This window comes from Hominiventricola filiformis, from assembly GCF_020686965.1.
GTDB classification, from domain to species: Bacteria; Bacillota; Clostridia; order Lachnospirales; family Lachnospiraceae; genus Hominiventricola; species Hominiventricola filiformis.
In genome coordinates, this window is record NZ_JAJEPS010000032.1 from 1 (window position 1) to 16,242 (window position 16,242).

General features: G+C 39.9%; 25 protein-coding genes and 1 pseudogene. 16 read left to right on the forward strand and 10 right to left on the reverse strand.

The features are described 5' to 3' along the window. A pseudogene (locus LKD36_RS16700) lies at window positions 1–225 on the reverse strand (3-isopropylmalate dehydrogenase); the annotation flags it as partial. Window positions 226–539: 314 nt separating this feature from the next. Here LKD36_RS16700 and LKD36_RS16705 point away from each other — a divergent pair. After that, on the forward strand, window positions 540–1,418 hold the full coding sequence (locus LKD36_RS16705; protein ID WP_308460320.1) for a TIM barrel protein: 879 nt from the start codon (window positions 540–542) through the stop codon (window positions 1,416–1,418). Window positions 1,419–1,610: 192 nt separating this feature from the next. Here the strand turns inward: LKD36_RS16705 and LKD36_RS16710 are convergent, their stop codons facing one another. The 7 genes from LKD36_RS16710 to LKD36_RS16740 all read right to left on the reverse strand — a co-directional run bounded on the left by LKD36_RS16710 (window position 1,611) and on the right by LKD36_RS16740 (window position 5,446). Continuing rightward, window positions 1,611–1,859, reverse strand: coding sequence for a hypothetical protein (locus LKD36_RS16710; protein WP_308460321.1), 249 nt, complete (start codon window positions 1,857–1,859; stop codon window positions 1,611–1,613). Window positions 1,860–1,862: 3 nt separating this feature from the next. After that, a complete protein-coding gene (locus tag LKD36_RS16715) occupies window positions 1,863–2,147 on the reverse strand; it encodes a hypothetical protein (RefSeq protein WP_118771685.1) in 285 nt (94 codons plus the stop codon). 268 nt (window positions 2,148–2,415) lie between these two features. Beyond that, window positions 2,416–2,688 carry an AbrB/MazE/SpoVT family DNA-binding domain-containing protein gene (locus LKD36_RS16720; RefSeq protein ID WP_308460322.1) on the reverse strand — a complete coding sequence of 91 codons (273 nt, stop codon included), beginning with the start codon at window positions 2,686–2,688 and terminating at the stop codon, window positions 2,416–2,418. Between the two features lie 86 nt (window positions 2,689–2,774). Further along, window positions 2,775–3,149, reverse strand: coding sequence for a S24 family peptidase (locus tag LKD36_RS16725; protein ID WP_308460323.1), 375 nt, complete (start codon window positions 3,147–3,149; stop codon window positions 2,775–2,777). Between the two features lie 109 nt (window positions 3,150–3,258). Continuing rightward, a complete protein-coding gene (locus tag LKD36_RS16730; RefSeq protein ID WP_308460324.1) occupies window positions 3,259–4,275 on the reverse strand; it encodes a tyrosine-type recombinase/integrase in 1,017 nt (338 codons plus the stop codon). Window positions 4,276–4,413: 138 nt separating this feature from the next. After that, the gene (locus tag LKD36_RS16735) at window positions 4,414–4,788 is read right to left on the reverse strand and encodes a hypothetical protein (protein WP_308460325.1); all 375 of its coding nucleotides are present in this window, start codon (window positions 4,786–4,788) and stop codon (window positions 4,414–4,416) included. A 232-nt stretch (window positions 4,789–5,020) separates the two neighbouring features. Beyond that, the gene (locus LKD36_RS16740) at window positions 5,021–5,446 is read right to left on the reverse strand and encodes a helix-turn-helix domain-containing protein (RefSeq protein ID WP_308460326.1); all 426 of its coding nucleotides are present in this window, start codon (window positions 5,444–5,446) and stop codon (window positions 5,021–5,023) included. Between the two features lie 332 nt (window positions 5,447–5,778). Here LKD36_RS16740 and LKD36_RS16745 point away from each other — a divergent pair, with 332 nt between their 5' ends. After that, window positions 5,779–6,537 carry a hypothetical protein gene (locus LKD36_RS16745; RefSeq protein WP_308460327.1) on the forward strand — a complete coding sequence of 253 codons (759 nt, stop codon included), beginning with the start codon at window positions 5,779–5,781 and terminating at the stop codon, window positions 6,535–6,537. 165 nt (window positions 6,538–6,702) lie between these two features. Here the strand turns inward: LKD36_RS16745 and LKD36_RS16750 are convergent, their stop codons facing one another. After that, the gene (locus LKD36_RS16750; RefSeq protein ID WP_308460328.1) at window positions 6,703–7,011 is read right to left on the reverse strand and encodes a hypothetical protein; all 309 of its coding nucleotides are present in this window, start codon (window positions 7,009–7,011) and stop codon (window positions 6,703–6,705) included. Window positions 7,012–7,083: 72 nt separating this feature from the next. On the opposite strand from LKD36_RS16750, the gene LKD36_RS16755 reads away from it, so the two are divergent. The 11 genes from LKD36_RS16755 to LKD36_RS16805 all read left to right on the forward strand — a co-directional run bounded on the left by LKD36_RS16755 (window position 7,084) and on the right by LKD36_RS16805 (window position 13,263). Further along, window positions 7,084–7,326, forward strand: a complete 243-nt coding sequence (locus LKD36_RS16755; RefSeq protein ID WP_308460329.1) for a hypothetical protein — start codon at window positions 7,084–7,086, stop codon at window positions 7,324–7,326. Between the two features lie 370 nt (window positions 7,327–7,696). Continuing rightward, the gene (locus tag LKD36_RS16760) at window positions 7,697–8,902 is read left to right on the forward strand and encodes an RNA-directed DNA polymerase (RefSeq protein WP_308460330.1); all 1,206 of its coding nucleotides are present in this window, start codon (window positions 7,697–7,699) and stop codon (window positions 8,900–8,902) included. Further along, complete coding sequence (locus LKD36_RS16765; RefSeq protein ID WP_118720967.1) at window positions 8,862–9,128, forward strand: hypothetical protein; 267 nt, start codon at window positions 8,862–8,864, stop codon at window positions 9,126–9,128. The genes LKD36_RS16760 and LKD36_RS16765 overlap by 41 nt, the downstream gene beginning before the upstream one ends. Window positions 9,129–9,143: 15 nt before the next feature. Then, on the forward strand, window positions 9,144–9,278 hold the full coding sequence (locus tag LKD36_RS16770) for a CD1375 family protein (RefSeq protein WP_308460331.1): 135 nt from the start codon (window positions 9,144–9,146) through the stop codon (window positions 9,276–9,278). Window positions 9,279–9,328: 50 nt separating this feature from the next. Next, on the forward strand, window positions 9,329–9,454 hold the full coding sequence (locus LKD36_RS16775) for a CD1375 family protein (protein ID WP_330362758.1): 126 nt from the start codon (window positions 9,329–9,331) through the stop codon (window positions 9,452–9,454). A 101-nt stretch (window positions 9,455–9,555) separates the two neighbouring features. After that, on the forward strand, window positions 9,556–9,978 hold the full coding sequence (locus LKD36_RS16780; protein WP_118656798.1) for a phage holin family protein: 423 nt from the start codon (window positions 9,556–9,558) through the stop codon (window positions 9,976–9,978). A 1-nt stretch (window position 9,979) separates the two neighbouring features. Beyond that, a complete protein-coding gene (locus LKD36_RS16785) occupies window positions 9,980–11,014 on the forward strand; it encodes a GH25 family lysozyme (protein WP_308460332.1) in 1,035 nt (344 codons plus the stop codon). Between the two features lie 148 nt (window positions 11,015–11,162). Beyond that, entirely contained in the window at window positions 11,163–11,372 is a 210-nt protein-coding gene (locus tag LKD36_RS16790) for a DUF6219 family protein (protein ID WP_308460333.1), read from the forward strand. A 3-nt stretch (window positions 11,373–11,375) separates the two neighbouring features. After that, window positions 11,376–11,831: a thioredoxin-dependent thiol peroxidase gene (gene bcp, locus LKD36_RS16795; RefSeq protein ID WP_308460334.1), complete on the forward strand. Its 456-nt coding sequence runs from the start codon at window positions 11,376–11,378 to the stop codon at window positions 11,829–11,831. Further along, complete coding sequence (yaaA, locus tag LKD36_RS16800; RefSeq protein ID WP_118771679.1) at window positions 11,831–12,580, forward strand: peroxide stress protein YaaA; 750 nt, start codon at window positions 11,831–11,833, stop codon at window positions 12,578–12,580. Before bcp ends, yaaA begins: the two co-directional genes overlap by 1 nt. Before the next feature lie 290 nt (window positions 12,581–12,870). Continuing rightward, window positions 12,871–13,263 carry a pyridoxamine 5'-phosphate oxidase family protein gene (locus LKD36_RS16805; RefSeq protein ID WP_308460335.1) on the forward strand — a complete coding sequence of 131 codons (393 nt, stop codon included), beginning with the start codon at window positions 12,871–12,873 and terminating at the stop codon, window positions 13,261–13,263. Between the two features lie 98 nt (window positions 13,264–13,361). On the opposite strand, the gene LKD36_RS16810 is transcribed toward LKD36_RS16805, so the two are convergent. Continuing rightward, window positions 13,362–14,468, reverse strand: coding sequence for an adenosylcobinamide amidohydrolase (locus LKD36_RS16810; protein ID WP_308460336.1), 1,107 nt, complete (start codon window positions 14,466–14,468; stop codon window positions 13,362–13,364). A gap of 306 nt (window positions 14,469–14,774) precedes the next feature. Between LKD36_RS16810 and LKD36_RS16815 the strand changes: the two genes are divergently transcribed. From LKD36_RS16815 to LKD36_RS16825, 3 genes are all read left to right on the forward strand, one after another. After that, a complete protein-coding gene (locus tag LKD36_RS16815; RefSeq protein WP_308460339.1) occupies window positions 14,775–15,515 on the forward strand; it encodes a metallophosphoesterase in 741 nt (246 codons plus the stop codon). A 12-nt stretch (window positions 15,516–15,527) separates the two neighbouring features. Continuing rightward, window positions 15,528–15,896, forward strand: coding sequence for a zinc ribbon domain-containing protein (locus LKD36_RS17635; protein ID WP_308460337.1), 369 nt, complete (start codon window positions 15,528–15,530; stop codon window positions 15,894–15,896). 137 nt (window positions 15,897–16,033) lie between these two features. Next, the gene (locus tag LKD36_RS16825; protein ID WP_308460338.1) at window positions 16,034–16,165 is read left to right on the forward strand and encodes a hypothetical protein; all 132 of its coding nucleotides are present in this window, start codon (window positions 16,034–16,036) and stop codon (window positions 16,163–16,165) included. The last annotated feature ends 77 nt before the right edge of the window (window positions 16,166–16,242 follow it).

Below are 16,242 nucleotides of genomic sequence, written 5' to 3' on the forward strand. Positions count from 1 at the left end.
GTCACACATAAGAGATTCTCCTCCTTCCGAAAGATTGGCCCGGATGATAGCATCCATAATAGTTTGATAAAGTGGATCGTCCTGATGCGGTGCATAAGCCTGTCTGAGATTTACAAGTGGTGTCTCTGCTGTAATGTGTTTAGACAGACAGGAGAGCCACAGATATTCAGACGGGTCAAGCTGAGACAGGACGATCAGCTGAACGGGTATCATATAGTTATACATATAGTATATCCCATTAGAAACTTTTTCAAGTATTTTTGAGGAAGTAGAAGAAAATTTCTCTTGCAGATAATGAATAAGTTTTCTGGGAAAATGATGAGATACCAGAGTCAGAGTAACCTGGTTGATTGCTGAAGAATCATTCAGATAAAAAAGGAAAGGAATTTTAGTAAGCAAGTTGGGCGCTGAGACCCACGGTCCCGGCCGCGGGCAGGAAAACGAAAAATCCACAGCCCGGTCGCGGGCGAGAAAACAAGATCCCCGCAGCCCGGCCGCGGGCGGACATTAAATATGGCTTTGAGGTGAAAAATGTAACAATGAAAGAGATGATGAATTTTTCTGTTTCAGATGACGATTTGCAGAGGTTTTCGTCCGCAGATGACCTGAGACAGTTCTATACAGGACTGAGATTAAATGGATTGGAACTGATGCCCTTATCCAAAGATACACAAGGAAAAGTGAATCCGGATATGGTAGTAGGAGTACATTTATGCTGTGCCAGTGACTGGATGAATCTTGATCGCAAAATGCTCATAGACCATTACCGGGATAATCTGGAGACGGTCCGTGAAATGGGCGCGGAATATGTGGTATTTCATGTAACTCAGGTTGACCCGGAGGAGAGTTTCACGTATAGGCTGAAACACACGGATGAAGAAGTGATCCGGGCATCTGCGGATCTGATCAATGAGCTTTTGGATGGTCAGGATTACCCATTCTGGTTTCTCATGGAAAACTTATGGTGGCCGGGATTGAATTTCCTGAATCCGGATACAACCAGGCTGCTGCTTGATCTGGTGCATTATGAAAAAAAGGGCTTTATGCTGGATACGGGACATTTCCTGCATACCAATCATGACTTGGTCAATCAGACCGAAGCAGTAGCATATCTGCACCGGATGCTGGATGCTCAAGAGGAGATGATTCCGTATATCCACGGCATACACCTGCAGCAATCACTCACTGGCGAATATGTGAAACATTGGCTCTCAGAGCGACACACGCTGTCGGATGATCCCAGTATGCAGATGTGTGAAGTGTTTACCCATATTTTCGCAATTGATAAACATCAGCCGTTCACCGATTCTGGGGTCAGAGGGCTGGTGGAACGGATCAATCCGGATTATGTGACCTATGAGTATATCACGGAGAACAGAGAGCAGCTAGAAGAATATTTGAAGATGGGAAAGCTGTAAGAGAAAATCCGAAGACCGGTGGGCGCTTCGGATTTTCTTTCGCTTATGCTGTTTTAAAACCAATAAGAAACAGGAAGATAATAATTGCCTGTAGTCCGAGATGAATGCTATTGGCTGCCAGATAGCGTCTTTCGGCAGTTAGTTTTTTGAAAAATAGTAAAAAACCTGTTAATGCTGCTAATAGGAGTAGGCTCACCCACATCTTAAATAAAATACGGAAGATGCATTTGCCGGATAGATAAGGATATCACTCAGCATTATCTGCCTGTTTAAGTCAATGGAAAGAAAGGTGAAAATGGTGATGCCGATAAGGTATTCTGCAGGATGCATTTCTCGTGGATGTTTTCTGACACGAGTGTATCCGGTGATGTGATCATAGCTGTATACAAAATATCCGATGAGCAGGAAAAGCTCAAACATTAAATAGAGGCCAAACAGCATAATTTAATTCTCCTGGGTTTCACCATCAAGTGGAACTTCTTCACCATTGACATAAAGGTGAAATTTGCGGGGCAGCTTTTCGTAAACTGCTTTGATCTGGTTATTTTCGGAGTCAGTAGTCTCAGATGTACGGGTGAACAGTGTTTCTGTCGTGACCATTTCAAAGCGGACGCCGTCTATGGCAGGACTTACAGTGCGTTTTGGTATTGCTTCATAAATAATGTAAACAATCAAAAGGATGGTAACAATGTAAGAGATTATCGTGAATATTTTTTTAAAAGTTGCCATGTGATTTTTCCTCCTTTTTATGGTAATAAAAAAGCACAGCGTGCATTCAAAACAATTAATATGTTCTGGAATGCATTCTGTGCTCATGAGCGCAAGCAGTTGGATGCGTATAGATCAGGTTCTGGCTTTGATCAAAGTGATCGTTCACAGGGTCGCAATCGCGCCGGAGTCACACCGACTACCTGATGATTCTATGGCATGATTATATCATAAGAGACAGAAAAAACAATGAGTAGTCAGATAATTAAGAATTGTTAAGAAACTCTTATTATAACTCACTTTCTGCACGGACTTCTTTTACAAGATCCATGACTGCTTCATCAGAGGTGAGGCCGGAATTTTCTGCTTCGCCAGCCATTTGAGCCTGAAGCATTTGCATGGCATATACAGCGGAATTAATTAATCTTACAGAACCATTTTCAACAACAAACGTTACTCTGTCACCACTGGAAATGCCGAGAATTTCACGTACATCCTTTGGAATAGTTACTTGTCCTTTGGACATTACCTTTGCGTTATCAATAAATGTAGTTGTTGTCATTATATGCACCTCCATTGCTTATAATAGGAAAAGTAGGGATTTTCCTACTTCTATTATATGCAGAATAAAAAATTTTATCAATATATTTATCCAACTACTTTTCCCAAAGTCCTGAAAACAGATCCAGAGGAAATTTTGATTGGTGCATATTTTTTGTTCACTGAGATCAATGAGATGCCGTCAGGAGCCTGATGATATTTTTTGACATAGGCTTCCCCATCCAAAAAGAAGATACCGATTTCACCATCTTCCAGTGTTTCCTGCTGATGCACCCAGATGATCTGCCCGTTCAGATAGAGCGGTTCCATACTATCTCCGGAAACACGAACACCAAAATCTGCATCCAGAGACACTTCATCACCCACTTCCATTTCGGAGAAACGGTCAGAGTCCAGAAACTGTCTGGTTCCTGCATGTAGTGGAAGACAGAAGTATAGTATTTTTAGAATGATATAGACCATGTTATTGAAAATTTGATATAATACATTTTTTAAGACGGGAAATGCTTAATTTTACGGCATTTCCCGTCTTTTTTGTTTCTAATTTGTTACTGGTTCAGCGTAAAAAATATTATTTTAATAGGGCAACAGTTTCCCGTAACTGTTCAATAGTCTTGTGATTATACACCCTGTTTCCCACATCCTTTGACTTATGACCCATCAGCATATCAATACATTTTCTATTGCCTTTTGCGTTGTCAAGGTTGGTTTCAAATGTGTGCCTTGCTTCATGCGGGGTCTTGTCTGCACCTATCTTTTCCATGACTTCACCCCAACACTTATAGTAATTTGCCTGACTGAACTTTTTACCCTGATAAGTGAACAGGTACTTGTTTCCTTCATCAACCAGTGCTTTCACAAATGGTTTGATGCGGTCATGTATCGGAACAATACGGCACTTTCCGGCAGCAGTCTTGATTCCACCTTCAAAGTACCAGTCCTTAATGTTTATCTGTTCAGTTTTCATCCCCAACAATTCCTGTAATCTGAACCCCGTATATATGTAGATCAGCACGGTATTGACCCAAGGGTCATCTTTTATTTTCCACAGTGCATCAACCTGTTCAGGCGTGAACGGTTCACGGGTGGTATCAGGTATTGGTGGGGCGGTGGTAATTTGTGAATACATTTTATCTATCAGGTCAATTTCAAAAGCAAAACGGTCAAGGTGACCGAACAGATTCTTGATTGACCATTGTGTTGAATACCCACATCCGCAGTTGTCAATGCAGTCTTGCATCTGATAAGATTTCAGTGATCGGTACTTCACACCGTAGTATTTTGAACAGTGCTTGAACGCTGAACGCAAAGACTGTTGATTTGATTTTCCTAACTTGGGTAATTTGATTTCAGACCAACGCTGATAGAGTACAACCAAGGTGACCTTTTCCCGGTCAATGTCCCAAGGATTGTTGTTATATTCAGCCAATAAGATGTTGGCTTTTTCTTCTGTTTCAGCGTAACCGATAGGGGTTTGTTTTGCGTGTCCCTGTTCGTCATATATGGTGACCTTGGCAAGCCACGGGCGTGAACGGTTACCCTTCAACTTGGTCACGCATCCGTAACCGTTTGGGTTTCTTCTTCCCATGTATATCATTCCTTCCTGATTGAAATTTCAAGGAATGGATGATATAATTAGGGTTGCATAGCCTATATCATCCTATTCCTTGGTATAGAGTTATAAGAACCCTGACCGCTGCAACGGTTGGGGTTCATTTTTGTTCAGTTATAATTCAATGTGTGAAGGTGCTGCAACACCTTTATTCTGTAAATCAAGAAACTTTCCATATTCCATTGCTGTTCCCCAAAAGGCAAGCATACCTTTGTCATATTCCACAACCAAATAATACTTCTTTGCACCTTTTAATTTTGATGTGTTTTTTGCCTGACCGTGATATTTTAACATGAACTTTTCTTCTTCCATTGCTGAAAATGACTTGATTCTGTTCATTGGAAGTGTGACGGTAGTTTCAGGCTTGATTCTTCTGATCTCAAACACATCATCTTTTACTTCAATTCTGCAAGGATAATCAGTCGCAAACCCTTCAATTCCTTCATAATGTCCTACTGGTATTCCTGATTCTTTCTTTTTTCCAAACATTTTTTACCTTCCTTTCATTCAGTAACCGTTGTAACTGTTGGTAACTGTTTAAGTATCTGTTATAAATACAGTATTATCAATAGGGTAACGGTTAGTAACTGTTGATAATTGATTTTCTTATATTTTGATTATGTACTAATTCTAATGTAAAAATAAAAAAGTAAAATATAGAGTATAGAAAAACAACAGTTACCAGTTACCAACAGTTACCTTTTGGAAAAGTCAACCCATATTATGCCGTTTGACTTCCTGATGATTCTTTTTTGACAGAATATTTTTCATCATCCAGTAATGTGTTAATTCGTTCAATGACTTTAATTCTGTCAACTGCATCCAGTTTAATAAATGAAGAAATCACAAATTTGGTTTCTTCATCATAAACTTGTTTTACCAGTTCAACAGATTCAGACTGTTCTTGAATATTTGAACAATCCATTAGATCACAAACTGATACACCGAGTTTTTCTGCTATGATCTTTAACTTGGATGTAGGGACATCGTTAGTCCCTGATTCAATCTTTGAAATAGTTGACCGTGCGTTGTCCGTATTCCACCCGCAAAGGTTGGCAAGTGCTTCTTGAGAAAGTCCTTTATCGTCCCGGTATTTTTTTATGTTATTACCAAGAATTTTCAGAAAATCCTTCTTTTTATCTACCACAACTGTCACCCCCTTTCTATATGTAATTTTACTATGTTAGGGATTGAAAATCAACTTTTTTTAAGTTTTTTATAAAAAATAGTTGACATTTAATCCACATTGGTTTATAGTATGAAATGTGGACGGACAATCCACAAGAAACAAAGCAAGTAGGAAGGAACGGGTGAAGCGATAGGGCTACACGCAAGTGACATGGTGGTCAGGCTGCCGGATAGCAGACAGAGCGTGTGAAGAATAAACAATGACCCGTCAAAGTAGTTGAAGAAAACAGGAACGGAACAGGTGAGTTCAAACAGGTTGGAAAATCTTGCCTGAAAGATTTCACACATGGTATGAGTGCAGAAGCAGTTACGCAGTATATGAGCCTATTTGATACTTTGATTGAAGGTGAAACACCTGAACCCGGATGCAGTTATCAGCGGTATGTTAATACAAAAGAATATCTTTCTTATGTGGCTGAAACAATCCGTCATTTTGGTTACACAAGAGCATCTGATGAAGGTATCAGCACCGCAACAAGGGCATTAGATTTTTATGATGCAGCACATGGGCGGGCAATAACAAAAGAATACTTACAGGATTTACTTGATAAGATGCGGTCAGTGAACTTTGACATTGACAGTGATTTGACAGTAAAACTTGTGTCAGATGCCCTTGATTGGGTGTCTGAACAGGAAGAAAACAGCAATTACATTCATAACTTAAAAACGGCTTGTAGTCTTGAATATGTCAAAGGGAATTTTGGCTTGTACGCTTCATTATTTCCGGCGTATGACAGGGGGTTAGAACGAACCGCAAAGAGAAAAGCAGTTCTTGACATAGAACAGTCATCAGAATATGTCGGTGAAATTTCTGACAGAATCACAGTAAAAGTTCAGTCTGTAAAGTGTGTAACAAGTTGGGAAACTGATTTCGGTGTCACCCACATATACAAGATCATAGGTGCAGATGGAAATGTTTATACATGGAAAACTGGAAAGTATATTGATGATACTGTTGATGAAATGTCAATCACTGGTACAGTAAAAGCACATACAGAGTTTAGAGGTATAAAACAGACTGAATTAACAAGATGCCGGGTCGCTGCCTGAAAGCACCCGGCAATGAAAGAAGGTGATGAAGTGAAGAAAATAGTTGCAGCATGGATTGAACAGATTCTTGAATTTCCAACCAAACTTGAATACCTTGCGTATATGGAAAGCCTGAAAAAAGGTAAACCGCAGAAGTTCAAGGAAACATCCTTTGAACAGTTGGAATCAGGTGTTGTAAGAATAACTATCAGGAAAGAACAACCAATCAAAATCTTCTGAATAACAGAAAGCGGAAATATAACCGTTTCCATACTTTGCACACATTCCTGTATCTTCATAAGGTGCTGCCTTACTGTCATCAGTAAAACCATGATCTGCAACATAGGTATCACATTCACCTGTGGTTGCATTTGCATAGTGATTGATTCCATCAATCCACCACCAAATGTTGCCCCAAAAGTTTTCCTCACCACGGTATGACACAATCTGAATACCGTTAGCATTGACAACTGAACCTGATGCATTACCAAGCATCAATTTTTTCTCTTAATAAATTACCTTTAATCATCTTATTTTTCACCTTCCTTTTCATCATCAGGAAACGCATTGTTATTGTACTGTTACCGGGTGAGTTCAACGGAAACACCGCCCTTCCTGTTGGTGATTATTGTTGGAATCAGAATGGTACTGGTTGGCGTGTCGCTATATTGGGTGCTTCTTGGCATAGTGGCTTGTATGCCGGTGCTTTCTATTGGTATCTGTATGATGCTTCTTCTGCTCGTTATCGGAGTATCGGCGGTCGGTTGGTGTATCGAAAAAAGGTTGCAGCATAGCAGCATGACAGCATAACCACACTTTTTAGGTAATCAGGATGCTAAAGATGACGATTTTCAAGCAGAAAGACGATAAAAAGACAAAAAACCAATGTCACTAAATTAGGTGCTAATTGGAATAATGGCTTGAATACCAGTGCTTTCTATTGGAATCTGAATAATGCTTCTTCTAATCGTAATCGGAATATCAGCAGTCAGTTAGTAAATGCACAAATATCACTTGAAACACCTCGTCAGAAATGGCGGGGTGTTCTTATAAATCAATGTACTGAAAACTGATTACCGTGCCACTTGGCAAAACATCAAAATACATGGGCTGTATTAGTAGACCGTCACCTGACGGGTTGAAAGTTCGGTTCAGTGCATACAGAAGGGAACAGACAAGCGTGAAAAGGTATGGCAATCTTTATGAAAAAATCTGTTCAATGGATAACCTGTATCTTGCGTTTCAACACGCAAAGAAAGGCAAAGGATGGTACAAGGAAGTTCAGCAGATTGAGAAAAGACCATACTACTATTTGGCGGGTCTGCAATGGATGCTTCAAAACCATTTATACAAAACTTCGGAATATGCCACTTTTACGAAAAAGGACGGCAAGAAGGAACGGGAAATATACAAACTTCCATTCTTCCCTGACAGAATTGCACAATGGGCGGTTTTACAGGTGATTGAACCGCAGTTATTAGCGTATTTCACTGATGATACATACAGTGCAATACCAAACAAGGGTATTCATGCAGCATACAAGAAGTTACGGTTGGCGGTTGATACCGTGCCGGAAGAAATGATCTATTGCTTGAAAATAGACTGCAAGAAATTTTACCCTTCCATTGACCATGAAACACTAAAACAGAAGTTCAGACGGAAGTACAAAGACCCTGAACTGCTTGAACTGATTGATGAAGTAATTGATTCAATCAGCACTTGTCCGGCAACGGATGAAAACATTGAATTTTATCGGTCTTGTGGTAATGAAATCAAGATAGTGAAGATAAACGACAAGGACTTCATTGAAGGTGTCGGTATTCCAATAGGGAATTACTTTTCACAGTATGACGGCAATTTCTTCCTATCAGGTTTTGACCACTGGATAAAAGAAGTTAAGCGGGTAAAGCACTATTACCGTTATATGGATGATATTTGTATTTTTGCAAGAACCAAAGAAGAACTGCATCAGTTACTTGCAGAAATCAATGAATACTTCATACAGAATTTGAAATTAAGAATAAAAGGGAACTATCAGATATTCCCTTCATTCATCCGGGGTATTGATTTTGTTGGGTACAGGATATTTTTGAACAGTACCCTGTTGAGAAAATCCACCTGTCAGGAAATGAAGCGGAAGATGACCAACATCAGGAAGAAAGTTGAAAACGGTCAGGAAATGAACTATTCAGAATGGTGTTCAATCAATTCTTATAAGGGTTGGTTGAAACATTGTGACAGTTCCCATTTATCAGATAAATATATTGTGCCTATTCAGCAATACGCTGATGATTATTATACAAACCATATCAAGGCAAAGAAAAAGAAGAAAGGCGGTAAAAAGCATGAAAGAGTACGGAAAAGTACGCAGTACAAAGCAGCCTGAACAGAAAGTCATTGATGACTATTCAGTTTGGGTTGCTGCAAACATCACCCCGGTCACAGAAGCCGGGACAGATGAACAGCCGGGGTTCACTGGTTATGAATATGACCTGACCCAGTACACCAAGGATGAATACATCAAAATGATTGATGACAGAAACGCATCTTTGGAAGATCAGATGACACAGGCACAGGAAGCCATGTGTGAAATCTATGAAATGATGGCATAAGGAAGGGGTGAGAATATGGCAAACATTTATGCAGCACTTATCATCAAGGGTAAGAAGTCAATCAATGATGTTCCTGACAAGATCAGGAATGAAGTCAAACAGGTGCTTATTGATGAAGGACACCCGGAACTGGCAGAAGGTGGTAACTGATGTTGTTTCAGTTCATCATAAAAATTTTATTCAGAAAGGATGTGGAATCTATGGCAGTGATCTATGCAACCCTTATCATTAAGGGCAAGAAAACCTTTGCTGATGTACCTGAGAAAATCAAGGACAAAGTGAAGGAAGTTCTGATTGACCTTGATTGCCCTGAATTAGCAGAGTAATCAACAGACAAGGAAATTATCACAGAAACAAAAACAACCGCTATATGACCATTATATGAGGTCACAAGCGGTTGTTTTTATGTTCAGAAAGGACAGAGAAAATGAAACAGACTATTTGCAGTGTATTAGGTGTGATTGGTTCAGCAATCGCATCTTTTTTTGGTGGTTGGGATGCGGGACTTGCAACCCTTCTGATTTTCATGGGACTTGATTATATTTCAGGTCTGATTGTTGCGGGGGTATTCAAGAACAGTCCCAAGACAGACACAGGTTCACTTGAAAGTAAGGCGGGGTGGAAAGGTCTTTGCAGAAAGTGCATGACCCTGATTTTTGTACTGGTTGCATACCGCCTTGATCTTGTCATTGGCACAAATTATATCAGGGATGCAGTGATTATTGCGTTCATTGCCAATGAAACAATTTCCCTTGTGGAAAATGCGGGTCTTATGGGGTTACCACTCCCGGCAGTTATCACCAAGGCTATTGATATTTTACAGAAAAAGACAGAAAGTGAGGGCAAATAATATGATGAAGGGTATGGATATTTCAAAGTGGCAAGGTGCAGTTGACTTTGCCAAGGTTGCAGCAAGTGGGATTCAGTTTGTAATCATTCGTGAAGGTTATCGTCAGGCAGTAGATGGCAAGTTCTTTGAATATGTCAACGGATGCCGTGCCAATAATATTCCAGTCAAAGGTGTATATCATTTCAGTTATGCACTCAACGCAGATCAGGCAAGGAATGAAGCAGCATTTTGTATTACACAGGTTGAGAAAGCCGGACTTGGTAAGGACACAGTGATTTTCTATGATTTTGAATATGACACTGTAAAACAGGCAAAGGAAAAGGGTGTCAACCTTGGTAAGAATGAATGTGTTGCTTTCACAAAGGCATTTTGTGAGTATGTGACCAGTCACGGGTACAAGGCGGGTATTTATTCCAATATTGACTATCACAAGAATATGTATACTGATGAACTGATTTCACAGTATATTTACTGGTTGGCTGATTATACTGGTGATCCTGATTATCCTTGTATGTTCCATCAGTACACAAGCAAGGGTTCTGTTGATGGTATTGCCGGAAATGTAGACCTTGATTATTTCTATGGTGATACTGCACAGCCTGAATCACCTAAGAAGTCGGTAGATGAAGTCGCACAGGATGTTGTCAACGGCAAGTATGGCAATGGTGCTGATCGTAAAGCAGCACTTGAAGCAGCCGGGTACAACTATGATGAGGTTCAGGCAAAGGTCAATGAGATTTTAGGGGGAGACACTACACCAAAGAAATCTGTTGATGAAATTGCACAGGAAGTCATCAATGGTGCTTGGGGTAACGGTCAGGACAGAAAGAACCGCATTGAACAGGCGGGTTATGATTACACCGCAGTTCAGAACAAGGTCAATGAACTTTGCGGAACACCTAAGAAATCCATTGATGAAATTGCAAGGGCAGTCATCCGTGGTGAGTATGGAAACGGTGCTGATCGTAAGAACAGAATCACCGCAGAAGGTTATGATTATGCAGCAGTACAGGCAAGGGTCAATGATCTGATGTAATCTGTTACTAATTTGTTACTAAATAGCGGGATTTTGTGAGATTTGCGGAGATATTCAAAACTGAACTTTTCAGCAAATACGGGCAAAAAGCGGGGTGTTATATCAATGAAATTTATGATATAATGTACATTAAGTAGGAGGTGTAAGTATGAAAGCACATAAATATTGGTCAATCGGAGCAGTTATTACAATGTTTGGGACTTTTTATACCGGATATAGAGGGTTAAAAGAAGCGCATAAATATTTTGCGTTTGGTTCTTTGATATGCATGATCATGTCAGTTTATACAGGACACAAAATGATTTCGGGAAAGAAGAAAGCAAAAAAACAGGCGGAAGCAAAAGAAGCGGAGGAATAATACATGTTAGAAGTAGGAACAAAGGCGCCAGATTTTGCATTGCCGGATCAGAATGGAGAAATACATAAGTTAAGCGATTATGCAGGTAAAAAGGTAATTTTATATTTTTACCCAAAGGATAACACAGCAGGCTGCACGAAACAGGCATGTGGTTTTTCAGATCGCTATCCTCAGTTTACTGAAAAAGGTGCGGTTATTCTTGGTGTAAGTAAAGATTCCGTAGCATCCCACAAGAAATTTGAGGAAAAATACGGACTGGTATTTACGCTTTTAGCTGATCCGGAACGTAAAGTGATTGAAGCATATGATGTCTGGAAAGAAAAGAAAAACTATGGAAAAGTTTCTATGGGGGTGGTAAGAACCACATATCTTATTGATGAACATGGAGTCATTATCAAAGCCAACGATAAAGTTAAGGCAGCAGATGATCCTGAAAATATGCTTAAGGAATTAGCTTGATGAAGATTATATTATCACCTGCCAAAAAGATGATTAGAGATATTGACAGTATAGAGCCAGTTGGATTGCCGGAGTTTATTGATCAGACAACAGAAATATTAAACTGGTTGAAAGATAAGTCAAAAGAGGAACTGAAGACTATCTGGAAATGTAATGACAAAATCGCAGAACAGAATTTTCATAGACTAGAAAATATGAACCTTTACCAGATGCTTACACCGGCTGTACTGTCATATGATGGAATAGCATTTCAGTATATGGGTCCAACCGTGTTTGAAGATGGGCAGTTTGCGTATATTCAAAGCCATTTGAGAATACTATCGGCATTTTATGGTGTTCTGAAACCGATGGACGGAGTGACTCCTTATCGTTTGGAAATGCAGGCGAAAGTTGCAATAGGAGATGACAAAAATCTGTATGAGTATTGGGGAAACTTATTATACCGTGCAGTAATCGATGACAGCAGGATTATCATCAACTTGGCTTCAAAAGAATATTCTAAATGTATAGAAAAATATCTGACACCACAGGACAGATATATTACGGTGACATTTTGTGAGTTAGCTGGAGATAAGCTGGTAACAAAAGGTACCTATGCGAAGATGGCTCGTGGCGAAATGGTCAGATTCATGGCAGAAAATGAGATTGAGAATCCGGTGGAAATTCAGAAATTTGACAGACTTGGTTATTCGTTCCGGTCTGATTTATCATCCGATTCAGAATTTGTTTTTGAACGCAAAGCAGAATAGGGTTATAGAAGATAGAGATTAGTTGGGATATTATCATAAAAAGAATGATATGTGGACGCTTGAAAGGATACGGGAATAAAAAATATGGTATTATATAAAATGGATGACCAGATCATAAACGAGGGGACTGATTTTCGAGGCAGCAGGTGAATGTGGCTGCAGAGAATGATAAGTCAGAGTATAGCTTATAAACCGGTTTATTGGGATTTGGCGAACCAAAGAAGTTTTAGAAGATGCAGAATGCATTTTAACGTGAGCAGATAACTATACAAAAACAGGAGGATTAAATTATGGAGCATGTAGAAAAATTCTTAAAAGAGGCACAGACATACTATCTTGCAACAATGGAAGGTGACCAGCCAAGAGTTCGGCCTTTCGGAACGATACATATTTTTGAGGGGAAACTCTATATTCAGACGGGCAAGAAGAAAGATGTATCCAAGCAGCTTCACAGGAATCCTAAAGCAGAAATCTGTGCATTTAAGAACGGAGAATGGTTGCGAGTTTCCGGAGAACTGGTAGAGGATGATCGTACAGAAGCACGTCAATCCATGTTGGATGCATATCCGTCTCTTCAGAAAATGTATTCAGCAGATGACGGAAATACAGAAGTCTTCTATTTTAAAGATGCCACTGCTGTATTTTCTTCATTTGCACATGAACCGGAAGTGGAGCATTTTTAAATTGTTTTGTTCGGGAAATATTTATAGTGAGAAAACGAGAAGTCCGAACTTTAAGCATAAGCCAAGTGGAGGGAGTATGTCATAATGACATTTATGTATTACTGTTTCATTATCAGTTCCACCAATCCCTGTAGATAGAAATCAGCCATCTTTGCTATTGGATTCTGGTCATCTGAGCAGGAACAGTGAGCATCTGTAGGGAACCCGGCAAAGTTCAAAATCTGTTTTCCAGCCGGAATGATCTCATCCGGAGATAATAGTCCCCAGTCCAGTTGATCCATCAGGTGGGCATAGAGAGAGGTGTAGGTTACCAAGGTATCATTGTGGCAGAGCTGAGACAGATGATCTTCAAATTCTGCACGTACAAATGGTGAGAGCTTCTTTTCTTTTTCGGATAATTTCTGTAAGTAAGTACTCCATAAGCTATCTTCTGTGATGCCAAAACGATCCATACGATTTAATATATTATGCTGGAAGGCAGGATTGAGCCCGGACTGACGGTCAAGAGCTTCCTTCACAGCTTTTTTTACTGTTCTTCCGATATATTCCCCTAATTTGCAATGTTTTCCAGCATTAGTCAGATAGGTAGAGGACAATGGATTTGCTATCAGGATTGTTCCATCTGTTCCGGAGCCGGTGGCGATGCCACTGGAGTAACGGCTAGGTGCGAGCAGTTCCTGGATTGCCGCAGTCTTAGCTTCTGTACAAGTGACCAGCGCCCGTGCCAGAGCGCCTGGGGAAAGTGCTGCATCTATATGAAGGATGATATTGATGGTTCCTGGTTTTGTTGGTTCAGAGATACCGGATTTTTCATGCCAGGCAGCCGGATCACCTACTCGGCTGGCATTGACACGGATGCCACCGGTAACAATGGCGGTTACAGAAAAATCTTCATAGTTCATGGTCGTGATGGAAACGTTATGCATGCTGGCAGCAGTGGCAAGTCCGGTACAGTGTTTTGGATCAAGCCCTAAGTCTTCCAATGCCAGGAGCCTCATATGTTCTTCGTAAGTATCAGCCCTGAGTTCACAGGACATACCGGCGCCCGGATTGCAATCGTTATTGAAAACTGCCTGCAGATCAGTACGGAAACCGCCACCAATGGGACCAGTACTTAAAACATCCCGTGGTCCGGCAAAACAAAGAACCAGAGACTTCTTATAATGATGAAGTGTATCGCCACCGGGCAGTTCCATAAGTTTCATGATGAGATCCCTCCAAGTATATTATCCTGTTCTTATCATAGAGCCGGAATGTAGAGAACGCAAGAAAAAGAGGGTGGGAATATAGAAAATTTCGGATGAATTTTACTACATCGTACGATGACGTGACTTGGTTTACTTCAGAGGAATGAGTCAATATAAGGGGACTCAGAATTAAAAGTGAAAATTCACTTTTTTCAGTGAAAATTCACTTTTTTCACTTTTTAAAGAGTGAAAAATAGGCTATACTTAATGAGTTCATTGCAGGATTCGATTACCTATAAGGGAAAGAGAGTTGTATTTAAGAATATGGCATTATATGCACTGGGAGATATGCACTTGTCATTTATGGCTCATAAGCCGATGGATAAGTTTGGAAAAGTCTGGAAGAATCATGAAGAAAAAATAGAGCAGAATTGTAATAGGATCATTCAAAGCGGGGATACGTTTGTGATTACCGGTGATCATTCCTGGGGAAGAAAACTGGCTGATGCAAAACCTGATCTGGAGTTCATAGCTAATCTTCCGGGAGAGAAAATATTGCTGCGTGGAAATCATGATATGTTTTGGAATGCCAAAAAGACGGCTTTGTTAAACGAGCAATACGAACCGCGGTTACATTTCCTGCAGAATAATTATTATTGCTATCACGATTATGCGCTTGTAGGAACCAAGGGCTACACGTTCGAAGGACCATTTCTCATAAATGCAAAAGGGCAGATTATCAGCTGGAATCCGGATGATGAAAAACAGGCGCAAAAATTAGTGCAGCGAGAAGCAGAAAGACTAAGAACGTCTTTTGAAGCTGCGAAAAATGCCGGGTTTAAAAAATATATCATGTTTCTTCATTATCCACCTACCAATATTATGGAAATAGAAAGCGTATTTACACAGATGGCAGAGGAGTATGGGGCAGAGCATGTTGTATATTCTCACTGCCATGGAAAACTACGTTATGCCGACAGTATCCGTGGCATGCATCATGGGATCTGTTATCATTTGGTATCAGGAGATTATCTGAATTTTACACCGGAAAAGATTGTTGATTAGAAGGGAAAAATTATGTTTTTCATGATGGGAATTACAGATGGGAGAAAAGACCTGGATTTTTCACAGCAGATGATTTGTAATGTCTGTGGAAGATATGGCAGGTATCAGGTGTTCATGACATATACCGTTTTATCTCTATTTTTTATTCCATGCTTTAAATGGAATAAACACTATTATGTGACAACAAGTTGTTGTGGCTCTATGTACGAATTGGATTCAGAAATTGGAAAAGAAATCGAACGCGGATCTTCAGTGGAAATACGGCCGGAATATCTACGGAGAGTCGATCAGGGACGTTATTCATACCGTCATTGCAGTCATTGTGGATATGAAACAACCGAAAACTTTGATTACTGCCCCAAATGTGGCAATCGTTTTTAAATCCGTTTTTTTGGGAGAAAGAAGCGAAATCACTATCATGGCGCTATTGTATTAGAAAATCGGAATTGCTTACTAAGGTAAAAGTCAATAAGCCGGTGACAGCAGAAGAAAAAGTACTTGTCGAGGCAGAAAACTGTATGAAAGAGCCAGATAAAGAAGCAGTGAAAGAATCTGCTGCAGAAGAAGCAGCTGCCAAAAGGAAACCTGTTAAAAAGACTAGAAAAGCAGGCATTGCGAAAGCTGCAAAGAATGTAATAAAAAGAAAATAAGAGTCTGTGGAACTTTTTCTGTAAAATAATCTAGGCAAGGTCCTTCTATGATAAAATAATTATCATTAGGAGGGCCT

Excerpts from the sequence above, each read along its gene's own strand:
- LKD36_RS17635 (WP_308460337.1), top strand. The coding sequence starts at position 15,528 with ATGTTTTTCATGATGGGAATTACAGATGGGAGAAAAGACCTGGATTTT.
- LKD36_RS16810 (WP_308460336.1), bottom strand. The coding sequence starts at position 14,468 with ATGAAACTTATGGAACTGCCCGGTGGCGATACACTTCATCATTATAAG.
- LKD36_RS16745 (WP_308460327.1), top strand. The coding sequence starts at position 5,779 with ATGAGTGCAGAAGCAGTTACGCAGTATATGAGCCTATTTGATACTTTG.
- LKD36_RS16780 (WP_118656798.1), top strand. The coding sequence starts at position 9,556 with ATGAAACAGACTATTTGCAGTGTATTAGGTGTGATTGGTTCAGCAATC.
- LKD36_RS16735 (WP_308460325.1), bottom strand. The coding sequence starts at position 4,788 with ATGTTTGGAAAAAAGAAAGAATCAGGAATACCAGTAGGACATTATGAA.
- bcp (WP_308460334.1), top strand. The coding sequence starts at position 11,376 with ATGTTAGAAGTAGGAACAAAGGCGCCAGATTTTGCATTGCCGGATCAG.
- LKD36_RS16765 (WP_118720967.1), top strand. The coding sequence starts at position 8,862 with ATGAAAGAGTACGGAAAAGTACGCAGTACAAAGCAGCCTGAACAGAAA.
- LKD36_RS16705 (WP_308460320.1), top strand. The coding sequence starts at position 540 with ATGAAAGAGATGATGAATTTTTCTGTTTCAGATGACGATTTGCAGAGG.
- LKD36_RS16825 (WP_308460338.1), top strand. The coding sequence starts at position 16,034 with ATGAAAGAGCCAGATAAAGAAGCAGTGAAAGAATCTGCTGCAGAAGAA.
- LKD36_RS16730 (WP_308460324.1), bottom strand. The coding sequence starts at position 4,275 with ATGGGAAGAAGAAACCCAAACGGTTACGGATGCGTGACCAAGTTGAAG.
- LKD36_RS16725 (WP_308460323.1), bottom strand. The coding sequence starts at position 3,149 with ATGGTCTATATCATTCTAAAAATACTATACTTCTGTCTTCCACTACAT.
- yaaA (WP_118771679.1), top strand. The coding sequence starts at position 11,831 with ATGAAGATTATATTATCACCTGCCAAAAAGATGATTAGAGATATTGAC.
- LKD36_RS16815 (WP_308460339.1), top strand. The coding sequence starts at position 14,775 with ATGGCATTATATGCACTGGGAGATATGCACTTGTCATTTATGGCTCAT.
- LKD36_RS16785 (WP_308460332.1), top strand. The coding sequence starts at position 9,980 with ATGATGAAGGGTATGGATATTTCAAAGTGGCAAGGTGCAGTTGACTTT.
- LKD36_RS16750 (WP_308460328.1), bottom strand. The coding sequence starts at position 7,011 with ATGCTTGGTAATGCATCAGGTTCAGTTGTCAATGCTAACGGTATTCAG.
- LKD36_RS16720 (WP_308460322.1), bottom strand. The coding sequence starts at position 2,688 with ATGACAACAACTACATTTATTGATAACGCAAAGGTAATGTCCAAAGGA.
- LKD36_RS16805 (WP_308460335.1), top strand. The coding sequence starts at position 12,871 with ATGGAGCATGTAGAAAAATTCTTAAAAGAGGCACAGACATACTATCTT.
- LKD36_RS16715 (WP_118771685.1), bottom strand. The coding sequence starts at position 2,147 with ATGGCAACTTTTAAAAAAATATTCACGATAATCTCTTACATTGTTACC.
- LKD36_RS16775 (WP_330362758.1), top strand. The coding sequence starts at position 9,329 with ATGGCAGTGATCTATGCAACCCTTATCATTAAGGGCAAGAAAACCTTT.
- LKD36_RS16710 (WP_308460321.1), bottom strand. The coding sequence starts at position 1,859 with ATGCTGTTTGGCCTCTATTTAATGTTTGAGCTTTTCCTGCTCATCGGA.
- LKD36_RS16770 (WP_308460331.1), top strand. The coding sequence starts at position 9,144 with ATGGCAAACATTTATGCAGCACTTATCATCAAGGGTAAGAAGTCAATC.
- LKD36_RS16790 (WP_308460333.1), top strand. The coding sequence starts at position 11,163 with ATGAAAGCACATAAATATTGGTCAATCGGAGCAGTTATTACAATGTTT.